The 14,459-nt window shown below is 44.0% G+C and carries 10 protein-coding genes; 7 read left to right on the plus strand and 3 right to left on the minus strand.

Annotated features, from left to right (window positions below):
* Positions 1–448: 448 nt before the first annotated feature.
* Together ACRC53_RS08905 and arcB are read left to right on the plus strand one after the other, a co-directional pair.
* Positions 449–1,375 carry a TIGR01212 family radical SAM protein gene (locus tag ACRC53_RS08905; RefSeq protein WP_438643097.1) on the plus strand — a complete coding sequence of 309 codons (927 nt, stop codon included), beginning with the start codon at positions 449–451 and terminating at the stop codon, positions 1,373–1,375.
* A 177-nt stretch (positions 1,376–1,552) separates the two neighbouring features.
* Complete coding sequence (arcB, locus tag ACRC53_RS08910; RefSeq protein WP_438643098.1) at positions 1,553–3,904, plus strand: aerobic respiration two-component sensor histidine kinase ArcB; 2,352 nt, start codon at positions 1,553–1,555, stop codon at positions 3,902–3,904.
* 127 nt (positions 3,905–4,031) lie between these two features.
* Here the strand turns inward: arcB and arcA are convergent, their stop codons facing one another.
* A complete protein-coding gene (arcA, locus tag ACRC53_RS08915; RefSeq protein WP_438643099.1) occupies positions 4,032–4,748 on the minus strand; it encodes a two-component system response regulator ArcA in 717 nt (238 codons plus the stop codon).
* Between the two features lie 535 nt (positions 4,749–5,283).
* Here arcA and ACRC53_RS08920 point away from each other — a divergent pair.
* Positions 5,284–5,784 carry a putative 4-hydroxy-4-methyl-2-oxoglutarate aldolase gene (locus tag ACRC53_RS08920; protein ID WP_438643100.1) on the plus strand — a complete coding sequence of 167 codons (501 nt, stop codon included), beginning with the start codon at positions 5,284–5,286 and terminating at the stop codon, positions 5,782–5,784.
* Between the two features lie 140 nt (positions 5,785–5,924).
* Here the strand turns inward: ACRC53_RS08920 and ACRC53_RS08925 are convergent, their stop codons facing one another.
* Both ACRC53_RS08925 and aceK read right to left on the minus strand, forming a co-directional pair.
* Positions 5,925–6,485 carry a hypothetical protein gene (locus tag ACRC53_RS08925; protein WP_438643101.1) on the minus strand — a complete coding sequence of 187 codons (561 nt, stop codon included), beginning with the start codon at positions 6,483–6,485 and terminating at the stop codon, positions 5,925–5,927.
* Between the two features lie 150 nt (positions 6,486–6,635).
* On the minus strand, positions 6,636–8,354 hold the full coding sequence (gene aceK, locus ACRC53_RS08930; protein ID WP_438643102.1) for a bifunctional isocitrate dehydrogenase kinase/phosphatase: 1,719 nt from the start codon (positions 8,352–8,354) through the stop codon (positions 6,636–6,638).
* Positions 8,355–8,504: 150 nt separating this feature from the next.
* On the opposite strand from aceK, the gene ACRC53_RS08935 reads away from it, so the two are divergent.
* The 4 genes from ACRC53_RS08935 (at position 8,505) to thrC (ending at position 14,443) form a co-directional block, all read left to right on the plus strand.
* On the plus strand, positions 8,505–9,203 hold the full coding sequence (locus ACRC53_RS08935) for a tRNA/rRNA methyltransferase (protein WP_438643103.1): 699 nt from the start codon (positions 8,505–8,507) through the stop codon (positions 9,201–9,203).
* Between the two features lie 540 nt (positions 9,204–9,743).
* Entirely contained in the window at positions 9,744–12,206 is a 2,463-nt protein-coding gene (gene thrA, locus ACRC53_RS08940) for a bifunctional aspartate kinase/homoserine dehydrogenase I (protein ID WP_438643104.1), read from the plus strand.
* Positions 12,207–12,208: 2 nt separating this feature from the next.
* A complete protein-coding gene (thrB, locus tag ACRC53_RS08945; protein WP_438643105.1) occupies positions 12,209–13,156 on the plus strand; it encodes a homoserine kinase in 948 nt (315 codons plus the stop codon).
* 3 nt (positions 13,157–13,159) lie between these two features.
* Positions 13,160–14,443, plus strand: a complete 1,284-nt coding sequence (gene thrC / locus ACRC53_RS08950) for a threonine synthase (protein ID WP_438643106.1) — start codon at positions 13,160–13,162, stop codon at positions 14,441–14,443.
* The last annotated feature ends 16 nt before the right edge of the window (positions 14,444–14,459 follow it).

Here is a 14,459-nt window from a genome sequence, read left to right on the forward strand (position 1 = left end):
GCAACATGCTCGACAAGGTTAATTTCTCTTTATTTATCTTATTACTCATATAGTTGCATGAGTCGAATTAACTTTCGTTCTCCAGTAACACGTAATCTGCACAGCCACAACACTTAGCAGAGGATCGTTTTTTTTTACTTACGGCTATAATATCCTGCTGTAAAATGGCTTATTTTTAATGCTTATTTCTTATTTATTGTCTATTTAAAATATAAAAATAAGATTAAAACCTGTTAAAAAATAACCTGCTCAGGCTATTTTAAACACCCCTCCAACATGAATACATAAATATTTAATTTGATTTTTTATTCGACCGGGATACTGCTTTTGATTTGACAGAGACCATTAAAAAATAGGGTACGCAGGTGCCTTTGGGTTGATCCGTATCATGACAACAAACCTTAACACCCTGTAATCTGATTGGTTTTATATTGAGTGGAACAGAGCAATGCAGCTGCATGAATGGGTGAATATGTTTGGTGGTGATCTGCACCAACGCTATGGTGAAAAGATCCACAAACTCACTTTGCACGGCGGCTTTAGTTGCCCTAATCGCGATGGCTCGCTCGGTCGTGGTGGCTGTACATTTTGTAATGTGGCCTCTTTTTCTGATGAGAATGCGCAATACCAGTCTATTGCTGATCAAGTCGCCGCACAGGCAAAAAAAATTCATCGAGCACAACGCTATCTGGCCTATTTCCAAGCCTATACCAGCACTTATTCAGAGCTGTGTTTGTTAAAGCGCATGTATGAAGAGGCATTAAAACAAGCTGATATTGTAGGGCTTTGTGTTGGAACTCGACCTGATTGTGTTTCCGATGCGGTGCTGGATCTGCTGGCTGATTATCAGCAACAAGGGTATGAAATCTGGCTGGAGCTCGGTTTGCAATCGGCGCAGGATCGGACATTAAAGCGTATCAACCGTGGCCATAATTTTGCCAGCTATGTGCATACCGCTCAAGCAGCACGCGCCCGTGGCCTGAAAGTGTGTACTCACTTAATTGTTGGGTTGCCACACGAAACAAAAGCTGATTGTCTGAATACGCTGGCACAGGTAATTAACGCGGGTACTGACGGCATCAAACTACACCCGCTGCATATTGTTAGCGGCAGTACCATGGCTAAAGCATGGGCGGCTGGCCGCCAACAAGCCATTGAGCTGGCTGAATATGCAGATATTGCTGCTGAAATGATCCGCCATACTCCACACGATATTATCTATCATCGCGTATCAGCCAGTGCTCGCCGCCCTACATTACTTGCTCCATTATGGTGTGAAAATCGCTGGGCAGGAATGGTTGCAATTCACCAGTTGCTGTATGAGCGTGGTGCTCAAGGTTCTGCTTTAGGCCAACCGTTTCAACGTCAAAAATAAAAGTGAGTGCTTACACTTCTAGTAATGTTAACTCATTTTATTCTTCGTGATGGATTCATGTTCACCACGTTAATCTAAAGAGCATATACAAGAGGAACACAGAGAGCAGATCAAGATGGAGTGTCAAATCAACTCGCAGTAAGATAAGACTTCACACTTTTTTTCTACGGATGGTGTATGAATCGGATAAAAATCCTAGCGCAATATTATGTCGATTTGATGGTCAAACTGGGAATTGTCCGGTTTTCAATTTTGTTAGCAACCGTATTAGTTGCTCTCGCACTCGTAGTACAGATCGGTGTAACCCTTTTTTTACAAGGTGCCATACAGGGTATTGATGTTGTGCGCTCAGTATTTTTTGGGTTATTGATCACACCGTGGGCTGTCTATTTTCTTTCTATTGTTGTTGAACAACAAGAGGAGTCGCGACAGCGGTTAGCTAATGTGGTCCATAAATTAGAAGAGATGCGTGAGCGTGATTTGCTGCTTAACGCGCAATTACAGGAAAAAATCCAACAATTAAGCCTTGAAAATGAAGAGCGTTGTAAAGCAGAAAATGCCCGCCAAATTGCGATAGAAGATCTGGAAAATGAGGTTTACGAGCGTGAACAAGCACAAATTCAGTTAGCTCAACAAAGTGCTCTTTTACGCTCATTTTTAGATGCTTCACCCGATTTAGTCTACTACCGTAACGAGCAAGGCCAATTTTCTGGCTGTAATCGTGCAATGGAGCTGTTAGCTGGTAAAGTGGAAAAGCAGCTCATTGGCCTTACACCGTGGGATGTCTACAGCAAAGATGTCGCAAATAAAGTTGTTGAAACTGATGTGGATGTTTTTCAGCATAATATGCCATTAACATATGAACAGTGGCTTGATTATCCTGATGGCCGTAAGGCCTGTTTTGAACTGCGTAAAGTGCCCTTTTATGACAGACAAGGTGTGCGCCGAGGCCTAATGGGTTTTGGCCGCGATATTACTGAACGTAAGCGATACCAAGAAGCACAAGAAAAAGCCAGCCGTGATAAAACAACTTTCATTTCAACAGTTAGCCATGAGTTGCGTACCCCCCTCAATGGTATTGTCGGTTTAAGCCGCATATTATTGGATACTGAACTCACCACAGAGCAGCATAAATACCTGAAAACTATCCACCTGAGTGCGATCACCCTCGGTCATATTTTCAATGATATTATTGATATGGACAAACTTGACCGTCGCCGATTAGAGGTATTTAAAAAACCAACTGATTTCATTGGGTTAATGAGTGACTTGGAGAATATTGCTGGTTTACTTGCCGAGCAAAAAAACCTCAAATTTCAACTTATTCGCCATGCGCCATTACCCGATTGGATTGAAGCAGATGGTACACGATTGCGCCAAATTCTGTGGAATTTAATTGGCAATGCGATGAAGTTTACCCAAGAAGGTAGCGTCACACTGACTCTCAGTGCCGAACAGCAAGATCAGTGCACTTTACTGCGTTTTGCAGTGCAAGATACAGGCGTTGGCATTCCGCTTGCAGAAATTGATAAGATTTTTGCTATGTACTATCAGGTAAAAGGGCAAGATAGCCGCTTAAATCCAACAGGTACAGGTATTGGATTAGCGGTCTCTCGCCGCCTTGCTCAGATGATGGGAGGGGATATTCATGTGACGAGCGAACTTAACAGAGGCTCATGTTTTACACTGGAAATTAGCTGTAAAGAGCTACAAACACCTGCCACAGAAACTCAAAATTCACCCGCACCAATTTCCCCTCTCCATATTCTATTGGTTGAGGATATTGAGCTAAACGTAGTGGTGGCCCGTTCTGTACTGGAAAAATTGGGCCATTCGCTGGAGGTAGCCATGACCGGTGAACAAGCATTACAGCTCTATCAAGCAGATAAATTCAATCTTGTGTTACTTGATATTCAGTTACCCGATATGACAGGTTTTGACATAGCTTGTCGTCTGCGTGAGCGTTATCGCACCTTACCCCCGCTTGTTGCATTAACGGCAAATGTATTGAAAGATAAAAGCGAATACTTGGCCAGAGGCATGGATGATGCACTGAGTAAACCACTTTCAGTACAAGCATTACAAGCAATGTTAGCTCGTCAGTTACCTCAAGCTGTGCCACCAGCCCACCCCGTATTAGCTAACGTGCCACTCGAACAAATACCTGTTGAACAAGACCAACATTTAAATACTGAGATGCTTGAGCAATACATTGAACTTGTTGGCCCTAAATTAATGCTCAACAACGTAGATTTGTTTGAAAAAATGTTACCCGAATATTTGGCTATTTTAGATTCAAATATGACCGCCCATGATCAAACAGGAATTGTTTCAGAAGCCCATAAAATTAAGGGTGCAGCCGGATCGGTAGGTTTACACTATATTCAACAACTGGCGCAGCAAGTACAGTCACCGGATCTTCCTGCATGGTGGGATAACGTGGATGATTGGGTAGATGAAATTCACCGCCGTTGGCAAGCTGATATTATGCTATTACGCCAATGGATTAACACACATAAATCTAAATAAGCCGTGAAAATGCCCCCTTAAATCAACGTGTAAATTCATAGATATGGATATACCATACTGATTTACCGTATAAAAAAGGCGCATTTAGCGCCTTTTTTATCTGACTAATCACAAACTCTGATTGCCATTACTCTTCGAGTTCACCACAAAAACGGTAACCTTCACCGTGAATGGTCGCAATAATTTCTGGTGTATCTGCCACTGACTCAAAATGCTTACGAATACGACGAATGGTAACATCAACCGTACGATCATGAGGTTTTAGCTCACGACCTGTCATTTTTTTCAGCAATTCAGCACGTGACTGAATTTTGCCTGGGTTTTCGCAAAAATGCAGCATGGCACGAAACTCACTGCGCGGTAACTTAAACTGCTCACCAGCAGGGCTAACCAGTGAACGGCTGTTAATGTCGAGTGTCCAGCCATTAAAGCAGTACTCTTCGACCAAACGGCGCTCTTCTGTGCTACTGCCGATATTCATTGTACGAGACAACAAATTACGTGCACGAATAGTCAGCTCACGTGGATTAAATGGCTTAGTAATATAGTCATCTGCACCAATTTCTAGGCCCAGAATTTTATCCACTTCATTATCACGGCCAGTTAAAAACATCAGTGCAATATTTGCTTGCTCGCGCAACTCACGTGCCAGCAACAGGCCATTTTTGCCTGGCAAATTAATATCCATGATAACTAAGCTGATATCATGATCAGATAACATCTGGTGCATTTCGGTACCATCATTGGCTTCATGAACCATATAGCCTTCAGCTTCGAAAATGCTTTTCAGTGTATTACGTGTAACCAGTTCGTCTTCGACGATCAAAATGTGCGGGGTTTGCATGTATGTTACCTAAGACAATGACAAAAATATGAATCTTGTTGTGTAAGATTATGCACTAAACATTACATTTGCTAATGCTCAACGCTTATGCATAGTGCAAAGAAATTAACATATAATTCAACTGCTTGTGCTTTCCTTAGGCTCGATGTTGGCACATTTGCCTATGCAGAACACCGCAAATGTCGTCAATGACTAGTGGCAGGAAATATTTTATATATAACATTCTATCTGTGTAACAGCATTATAACAATGCAGTATACTCTACGAGTCAAAATAATATAAGCTTGCTTGATATATATCAACGTTTACTAACTTCGCCAATATTAGCCTAAAACGCATATAAAATATCACTATTTATCAATAATTTGTTTATCAGTGTGTGCGCAGTTTATGCTAACTATTAACAATAGACACACTCAATACGAATTAATTCCCTTTTAAAATTGTAACGTTTTTATCATCCATCTATCGTTAACATTTTATTATCATGTGCAATAATGTCGTAACCATTTGAATTTAATAAAAGGATTATGCGATGTTAGATTTACTGCCTGATTTGTGTGATTGCTATGCTGAATCGTTGACTGTATTACCACCGTTATTTCGTAATTTTGGAGGGAAACCTATTTTTTATGGCCCAATTGTGACGGTTCGTTGTCCAGAAGATAATTCACTGGTAAGAGACATTGTTTCTCAACCAGGTAACGGGCACATTTTAGTGATTGATGGTGCAGGATCGCTACGACGTGCACTACTTGGCGATCAACTCGCGCACAAAGCGTTGCATCATGGTTGGGTTGGGATTGTCGTTTTTGGCGCGGTACGCGATGTTGGTGAACTCGCAAAAATGCCACTCGGTATCCATGCACTTGGTGCTTGCCCAATGAAAACCGATAAACGCGGATTAGGTGAATACGGGATCAACGTCGATATTCAAGGGATAAAAATTCATCCTGGAGATTGGCTATACGCAGATCTTAACGGTATTGCTATTTCAAAAACTGAATTAAACTTAATACGGCAACAATCAATATAATAGCTCACCACATAAAGTCGGTTTCGTTTGACTCCGTGTTACGAATATCACCCAAGCACACGGAGTATATTTTAGTCATTATTTAAGATCGATAACCTACCAAACGAAGCCACTACACGGCCACTGACACAGTATTTAAATTAAAAATCAACACCCACACCTAATCCCAGTTGAATATCTGACACGTTTTCTGATTTTTGCATGTTCATACCTGCCTTTACATCCATAACGGGGCTTAATTGCATTGCACTACCAAAACCAATGGCTGCTTGATATGTATTGCGATTAAGCCCAGTACGCATTGTCGATAAGTTTTGCCAACTAACTGCACTTTCTAACCGCAATGACGGTGTCAGTTGATAACGAATACCACTGAGAACACCTTGATGTTGCATCCCTGTATTCACTGAGGGTAGTGAAAGCTGGTTGGCAACAAACACCTGCCAGTGTGCATTCATTTCAACTTCAACACCGCTTGAGATATGCCACTCATCAAACGAAGTCAGCTCATTTCCAGCATCAAAATAGGGGCGCGTTTTAAACTCACTCAGTGACAATGCAAAAGCAGGGAAACTCATAACAATACTGATTAACAGTATAGATAATAATGGTGTAACAATGATATTGATCTGCTGATAACTGATTGCGTAACCTTTAAGAGAATCCGCATCTATTCCAAATATTGAAACTGAAGGCATCATTCAAATCCTTCTGAAGATTATTTACCACGACCATTTTATGTGCATAACATAAGTGGTTTGAGTATGTGTGATAACCATCATTTTTGCCTAATCTCACCCCTATTTTTTTATTACCCCCATGCTATTGTGTGATTTCACCCCATTTTTTACTTAACTTCGTGAAAATCGTAACTTACGGTGATATGGAAAAACATCTTCAATATATCCTTGCTCTATTTTTTGCTGTAAATGCTGCCAATAACTGGCTTCAAATAGATCACCATGTAACGCTTCAAATATGCGCTTTACCCGTGGGTTAATACAGAGAAAAGTTCGGAACTCTTCGGGGAAAACATCTAAAGCACCCACGCTATACCAAGGTTCAGAAGCCATTTCATCGTCTAAATTCCGCGGGGCAGGAATATCACGGAAATTCATCTCAGTCATGTAGTTGATCTCATCATAATCATAAAATACAACTCGGCCATGACGCGTTACCCCAAAGTTTTTAAATAACATATCGCCAGGAAAAATATTGGCAGCAGCAAGCTGCTTAATGGCGCTGCCATACTCATCAAGCGCCTGACACAATTGTGTTTCATCGGCCTGTTCAAGATAAATATTGAGCGGTGTCATTCGCCGTTCCATATACAGATGGTGGATTATTAGCTCATCACCGCACTCTTCTAGCATAGAAGGTGCTTCACGGCGCAGTTCATCAAGCAATTCGGCACACACTCGTTGCCGTGGCAGCACAAAATTTTCGTACTCTTGGGTATCGGCCATACGCCCGACTCTATCGTGCTCTTTTACCAACCGATACTTACTTTTTACTGTTTCACGGGTCATCTCTTTTTGTGGCGCAAAACGGTCTTTAATCACTTTAAAAACCGTATCATAAGAGGGAAGAGTGAAAACTAACATGACCATCCCTTTAATGCCTGGTGCAATAATAAAGGGATCGTCAGAGTTCTCTAAATGGCATAAATACTCACGATAAAACTCCGTTTTGCCATGCTTTTGACAGCCAATCGCCGTATATAACTCAGCTTGCGTTTTTGCCGGTAAAATAGTTTGTAGCCAGCGCACAACTGCTGAAGGCACAGGGGCATGCACCATAAAATAAGAGCGGGCAAAACCAAATACGATACTAATATCATCAAATTCAGTTAAGCAAGTATCGACGAAGATCCCGCCCTGCTGATTATGGTGAATAGGCAACACAAAAGGTATATAACATGAGTTCGGTAAATTAATACGCCCAATAAGATAGGCCGCTTTATTACGGAAAAAAGGCTCACGTAGTGTCGTTATCGACAGGTGCTCTAGTGTTGTTACATCAAAACGAGCACTTAAACTGCGGCTAATATGCTCAATATCACGCGTTAACGCTTCCCACGGTAACGTAAAAGAGATGTCATCTAAAATCTGCGCTAATACTGTAGAAATACCACGTTGCAACGTATAGGTCTTATCCAGCGGCCGCTGAGGTAAATCTGCACGCCCTTTTTGTGAGCTAAAGACAAATAACTTGTGCGGATTTAAATTTCGGTGTGAAAAAATACGGCAATAAACAGAGTTAAAAAAACTCTCGGCAATTTCATAACGGGGGTAATCATGCAGTAGAGTTTCAAATGCATTTTTTACCTGCATCACAAAATGTGGATCACTGTACCTATCACCACTCATTGTTTTAAGTTGAGCAACGGCTTGTGTGACATGGTGATCATATAAATTGATCCGCTGTTTCATCGCATCTTGCACAGCATGCCAGTGCGCCTGTTCAAAACGCTGTTGCGCACCTGCCGTAATATCCAGAAAACGCCCGTATTGCGCATCAAACCCTTGCAATAGGGTATGGGCAATTAAATATTCCAGTGCCGAAGTCAATTCTCATATCCTTATGCTTATGCTTATGCTTATATTTTCACCACACCTTGTTACTATGGCTGCTATTTTCTCAGTGCGCAACTGCCTAAAATTGCATTTCTCAGGGAAGTCGTTAGAGTTTGCGGCAGTGGAATATTGAGGGAAGTGATGATGCAGTTTCATATTATTTTAGTTGAACCGGCTCGGCCAGAAAATGTTGGGGCCGCTGCACGTGCAATGAAAACCATGGGCTTTACTTCACTGCGTATTGTCAACAGTGATGCCCACCTGCAAGACCCTGCCCGCTGGGTTGCACACGGCTCACAAGAGATATTAGCATCGGCACAGGTTTTCCCAACCTTGGCGGAAGCCGTTGCTGACACCGAATGGGTGATTGCCAGTACAGCGCGTGAACGAGCACGCTTCAACTATTATGCAACGCCACGTGAAGTATTGACCCAAGCGCATGAAAAACAGAGTTGGATGCACTCTGCCGCACTGGTATTTGGTCGTGAAGAGTCTGGATTAACCAACGAAGAGTTGGCACTTGCTGATTTGCTCACTTGTGTGCCGATGCAGGCTGACTACCCTTCACTCAATTTGGGTCAGGCTGTCATGGTGTATTGCTATCAACTCGCTGAAGTAAATGGAGTTATACCGGAAACCGAATGCCCGCCACAAGCAGGCCAACTGCAGGCATTACGCCGTCGTATGCAAAATTTACTGGTGCAAATGGCGGTGGATAATGATCAAAAGCTGACCGACTGGCTGGATCAACGAATGGGGGTACTCGCTCAACGTGATACGGCAATGTTACATACTTTGCTTAATGATATTGAAAAATATTGTGCAGCAAAAAAAGTATTATGAGCTCATCCGTACATGTATTGATTACTACTAATAAACTATTTTCCAGTGATAAATATCATTAAATGATTACACAATTAGCCATTAATTCTACACTTAGGTTTGGCAAAATTAGAGTGCAATACAATCTGTTCATTGACATTAACGTAAGTTTGCTTTAACCAATAGAGTAATTTATACGGTATTAGCCGTAGGTGAGTGATCACTACGTTGTAAATGACGTTGTCATTACGCAATATTAAGATTGCACTGAGAAGAGACACAATAATGCCAAGCACCGCCCGAATGATCATGATTATTACTACCACCACGACAATGACCATACTAGGTCATCGCGCGGGCTGACGCATACATCAACAAAAGACTTCCGGCCCGTACCTTCCAAGGAACGGGCCTTTTTTTTGACACGTGTTATGTCTCTATTTGCACAGTAAATACAGTGCAATAGAAGCAACAATATAGAACACAGTTTTTGCGCGAGATTCTACTAACTAGTTGATTCGCTCAGAAAACGGATATTCACTCAGCGAAGGGAGAGTTGTGATGCGAGTGCTAAAATTTGGTGGAACTTCACTGGCGAATGCCGAGCGGTTTGCACGAGCAGCCGATATTATTGAGAGTAATGCCCAGCAAGGGCACGTTGCAGCAGTACTCTCAGCACCGGCTAAAATAACCAATCATTTAGTGGCGATGATTGAAAAAACCGTCGCCGGACAGGATATCCAGCCCAATTTGCATGATGCAGAACGTATTTTTGCTGATCTACTGCAAGGGCTGCATGCGGAATTAGCTACTTTTGACGTTGCCAAAGTACAGGCTTTTATCGCGCGGGAATTTGCCGATTTACGCCAATTACTGCACGGTATTAGCTTATTACGCCAGTGCCCTGATAGCATTAACGCCAGTATCATTAGCCGTGGCGAAAAGCTCTCTATTGCAGTGATGGAGGCGCTATTTATTGCGCGGGGTTATCCGGTAAAAGTGATCGATCCTGTCGCAAACTTGCTTGCACGCGGAAACTACCTTGAATCAACAGTAGACATTGAGATCTCAACTGCGCGCTGTCAGGCCGATCCGATTCCACAAGGTGCAGTCGCACTGATGGCCGGTTTTACTGCCAGCAATGAAAAAGGTGAATTAGTGGTACTGGGCCGTAATGGTTCTGATTATTCGGCAGCGGTATTAGCCGCCTGCTTGCGTGCAGAGTGTTGTGAGATCTGGACGGATGTTGATGGTGTTTATACCTGTGATCCGCGTTTAGTGCCTGATGCACGTCTGCTTAAATCGATGTCATACCAAGAAGCGATGGAGCTATCATACTTCGGTGCGAAAGTTTTACACCCGCGTACTATTTTACCTATTGCACAGTTCCAGATCCCTTGTCTAATCAAAAATACCGCCAACCCACAAGCCGAAGGCACACTGATTGGTGCTGACAGTGGCGCTGACAAGCTTGATGTAAAAGGCATCACCAATTTATCAAATGTGGCGATGCTCAATATCTCTGGGCCGGGCATGAAAGGAATGGTCGGCATGGCTGCCCGTGTCTTTTCGGTGATGTCGCGTACAGGCATTTCTGTGGTTTTAATTACCCAATCGTCTTCTGAATACAGTATCAGTTTTTGTGTGCCGCAATCAGAGTTGGCAAAAGCGCAGCGGGCACTGACCGATGAGTTTTATTTAGAACTGAAAAATGGCCTGCTCGAACCACTCGATGTGCAAGAGAAGCTGGCTGTTGTTTCAGTGGTTGGTGATGGTATGCGCACGGCACGCGGGATCTCGGCACGCTTTTTCACGGCACTTGCCCAAGCCAATATCAATATTGTCGCTATTGCTCAGGGCTCGTCTGAGCGTTCCATTTCAGCGGTAATTGCTGATGAGAAAGTGACCGAAGCGGTTCGCAGTTGCCATGAAGCCCTGTTTAGCTCGCGCCAAGTTATTGATGTATTTGTGATTGGTGTTGGCGGCGTTGGTGGTGCATTGGTTGAGCAAATTCGCCGCCAACAGCCGCGTCTGCTGGCACAAAATAACACTCAACTGCGTGTGTGCGGGCTCTCTAACTCACGGGCTATGCTGCTAGATGTCAACGGGATCGCACTCGATCACTGGCAAGATCAAATTCGTGCTGCCAAAGAGCCATTCTCATTTGCACGATTGATCCGAGCTGTAAATCAACACCATCTGCTAAATCCGGTGATCGTAGATTGTACCTCGGATCAACACATTGCTGATCAATATGCCGAGTTTCTAGCTGCCGGATTCCACGTTATCACGCCAAATAAAAAGGCCAACACCTCTTCAATGGCGTACTACCATTTGCTGCGTCGTACAGCACAAAATAGCCGCCGTAAATTCCTGTACGATACCAACGTAGGTGCAGGATTGCCTGTTATTGAAAATTTGCAAAACTTGCTCAACGCCGGTGATGAACTGACCCGCTTTAGCGGTGTACTTTCCGGCTCATTATCCTTTATGTTCGGTAAACTCGAAGAGGGTATGAGTCTATCTGCCGCAACAACATTGGCACGCAGTAAAGGCTTTACAGAGCCTGATCCGCGTGATGATCTCTCTGGTATGGATGTTGCCCGTAAGTTGCTTATTTTGGCACGAGAAGTAGGGTATACACTGGAACTGAGCGATGTTGAAGTCGAGGGCGTATTGCCGTCTGACTTTGATGCTTCAGGTGATGTTGAGAGTTTTATGGCCCGTTTGCCAGAGCTTGATCACGCCTTTGCCAAGCGTGTAGCCGACGCTGAACATGAAGGTAAAGTACTGCGTTATGTCGGCCAAATTGAAGAGAGCCACTGTAAAGTATCTATTGTCGCCGTTGATGGCAATGATCCACTCTACAAAGTCAAAGAGGGAGAAAATGCGCTGGCCTTTTATAGCCGTTATTATCAACCAATACCTCTCGTACTGCGCGGTTATGGCGCAGGTAACGATGTCACTGCCGCCGGTATTTTCGCTGATGTATTACGAACCCTACCGTGGAAGCGTGGAGTGTAACAATGGTCATTAAAGTCTATGCACCGGCCTCTATCGGTAATGTGAGTGTCGGGTTTGATGTTCTGGGCGCGGCAGTAACACCGGTTGATGGCTCACTGCTTGGCGATGTCGTTAGCGCAGAGGCCTGTCATGAGGCATTTGAACTCTCATGCCGTGGCCGTTTTGTGGATAAATTGCCCATCAATCCACACGAAAATATTGTGTACCAATGCTGGGTTCTGTTTAGTGAACGTTTACACTCACAAGGGCGCAAAACCAAACCAGTGCACCTCGTTCTCGAAAAAAATATGCCTATCGGATCGGGGCTGGGATCAAGTGCATGCTCGATTGTCGCAGCACTGGTTGCGCTAAATGAATGGAATGATTGCCCGTTTGATGAGCACGCCATGTTAAGCATGATGGGTGAGCTCGAAGGGCGGATCTCTGGCAGCATTCATTACGATAATGTCGCCCCCTGCTACCTTGGCGGTTTACAGTTGATGGTGGAAGAACTTGGCATTATCAGCCAATCAGTACCCTGTTTTGATGAGTGGTATTGGGTTATGGCCTACCCTGGCATTAAAGTTTCTACGGCTGAAGCCAGAGCTATTTTACCCGCACAATATCGCCGTCAAGACTGCATCACCCACGGTCGTCATCTAGCCGGATTTATCCATGCCTGTTATAGCCGTCAACCACGTTTAGCGGCACAGATGATTAATGATGTCATCGCTGAACCTTATCGTGAACGTTTGCTTCCCGGTTTTGCTGATGCACGTCGCCATACTACCGATATCGGTGCACTAACAACGGGGATCTCCGGTTCTGGCCCTACACTGTTTTCTGTTTGTGCTGACTATGCCGTCGCAACGCGGGTTGCACGCTGGCTAACAGAGCACTATTTGCAAAATGACGAAGGATTTGTCCACATCTGCCGTATGGATCTGGCAGGGGCGCGCATACTGGAGTAATTCATGAAGCTGTACAACATCAAAGATCATAATGAACAAGTAAATTTTGCTCAGGCTGTACGTCAGGGGTTAGGCAGCCAGCAAGGGCTATTTTTCCCATTTGATTTGCCCACACTGAGCAATATTGATCGGCTACTAGATTTACCATTTGTCGAGCGCAGCAGCGAAATTCTCAGCGCCTTAATTGGTGATGAAATGCCGTCTGAACAAGTGCATGCCTTAGTGGATCGCGCCTTTAATTTCCCACTGACTTTACAGCCGGTGACTGATGGCATTTATGCATTAGAGCTATTCCATGGCCCTACTCTTGCCTTTAAAGACTTCGGCGGCCGCTTTATGGCACAGGTGCTTGAGCATGTTAGGGGCAAAGAGAAAATCACTATTCTAACGGCCACATCCGGTGACACAGGAGCTGCCGTTGCACAAGCCTTTTACGGGATAGAGCAAATTCAAGTGGTGATCCTCTATCCAAAAGGGAAGATCAGCCCACTACAAGAAAAACTGTTTTGTACCTTAGGTGGGAATATCCACACACTGGCGGTAGAGGGTGATTTTGACACCTGTCAGGCATTGGTAAAACAGGCATTTGATGATGAACCGCTGCGCCAAGCTATTGGTTTGAACTCGGCAAACTCAATTAATATCAGCCGGTTACTGGCGCAAATTTGCTACTACTTTGAAGCTGTAGCACAGTTGCCGATAGAAAAACGTAACCACTTGGTGGTTTCTGTACCAAGCGGCAATTTTGGCAACCTCACTGCTGGGCTATTAGCACAAAGTTTAGGCCTACCCATTAAACGCTTTATTGCTGCGACTAATGCAAATGATACTGTGCCACGTTATCTGGCCAGTAAACAGTGGCAACCCAATGCCACGGTGGCTACCCTCTCTAACTCAATGGATGTCAGCCGCCCTAACAACTGGCCGCGCATTGAAGAGTTGTATCGCCGTAAAGAGTGCCGCACTCCAGCCTTAGCTTCTGACGCGGTGAGTGATGAACAGATGAAAGAGACCTTGCTACAGCTCGATCAACAAGGTTATCTGTGTGAGCCACACGGTGCTACCGCATACCGGCTACTGGCCGAACAACTGCAAGAGGGCGAAACGGGGGTCTTTTTATGTACTGCGCATCCGGCAAAATTCAAAGAGAGTGTTGAGCACATCCTCAATAAAGAGATAGAACTGCCACCGGCGTTAGCCGCACGCGCTAATCTTCCGTTGCTATCAGAACCAATGTCTGCTGATTTTTCTCGGCTAAAACAGTGGCTAACGCATAAATTACAGTGAGCAATGTAAACTGATC

Origin of the sequence: Plesiomonas sp. (assembly GCF_051652165.1) — a bacterium.
Lineage (GTDB): Bacteria > Pseudomonadota > Gammaproteobacteria > Enterobacterales > CAMTGL01 > Plesiomonas.

Bases quoted from the DNA above. Each gene is read 5' to 3' on its own strand.
- thrB (WP_438643105.1), top strand. From the start codon at position 12,209: ATGGTCATTAAAGTCTATGCACCGGCCTCTATCGGTAATGTGAGTGTC.
- thrC (WP_438643106.1), top strand. From the start codon at position 13,160: ATGAAGCTGTACAACATCAAAGATCATAATGAACAAGTAAATTTTGCT.
- ACRC53_RS08925 (WP_438643101.1), bottom strand. From the start codon at position 6,485: ATGATGCCTTCAGTTTCAATATTTGGAATAGATGCGGATTCTCTTAAA.
- ACRC53_RS08905 (WP_438643097.1), top strand. From the start codon at position 449: ATGCAGCTGCATGAATGGGTGAATATGTTTGGTGGTGATCTGCACCAA.
- ACRC53_RS08920 (WP_438643100.1), top strand. From the start codon at position 5,284: ATGTTAGATTTACTGCCTGATTTGTGTGATTGCTATGCTGAATCGTTG.
- thrA (WP_438643104.1), top strand. From the start codon at position 9,744: ATGCGAGTGCTAAAATTTGGTGGAACTTCACTGGCGAATGCCGAGCGG.
- ACRC53_RS08935 (WP_438643103.1), top strand. From the start codon at position 8,505: ATGCAGTTTCATATTATTTTAGTTGAACCGGCTCGGCCAGAAAATGTT.
- arcA (WP_438643099.1), bottom strand. From the start codon at position 4,748: ATGCAAACCCCGCACATTTTGATCGTCGAAGACGAACTGGTTACACGT.
- arcB (WP_438643098.1), top strand. From the start codon at position 1,553: ATGAATCGGATAAAAATCCTAGCGCAATATTATGTCGATTTGATGGTC.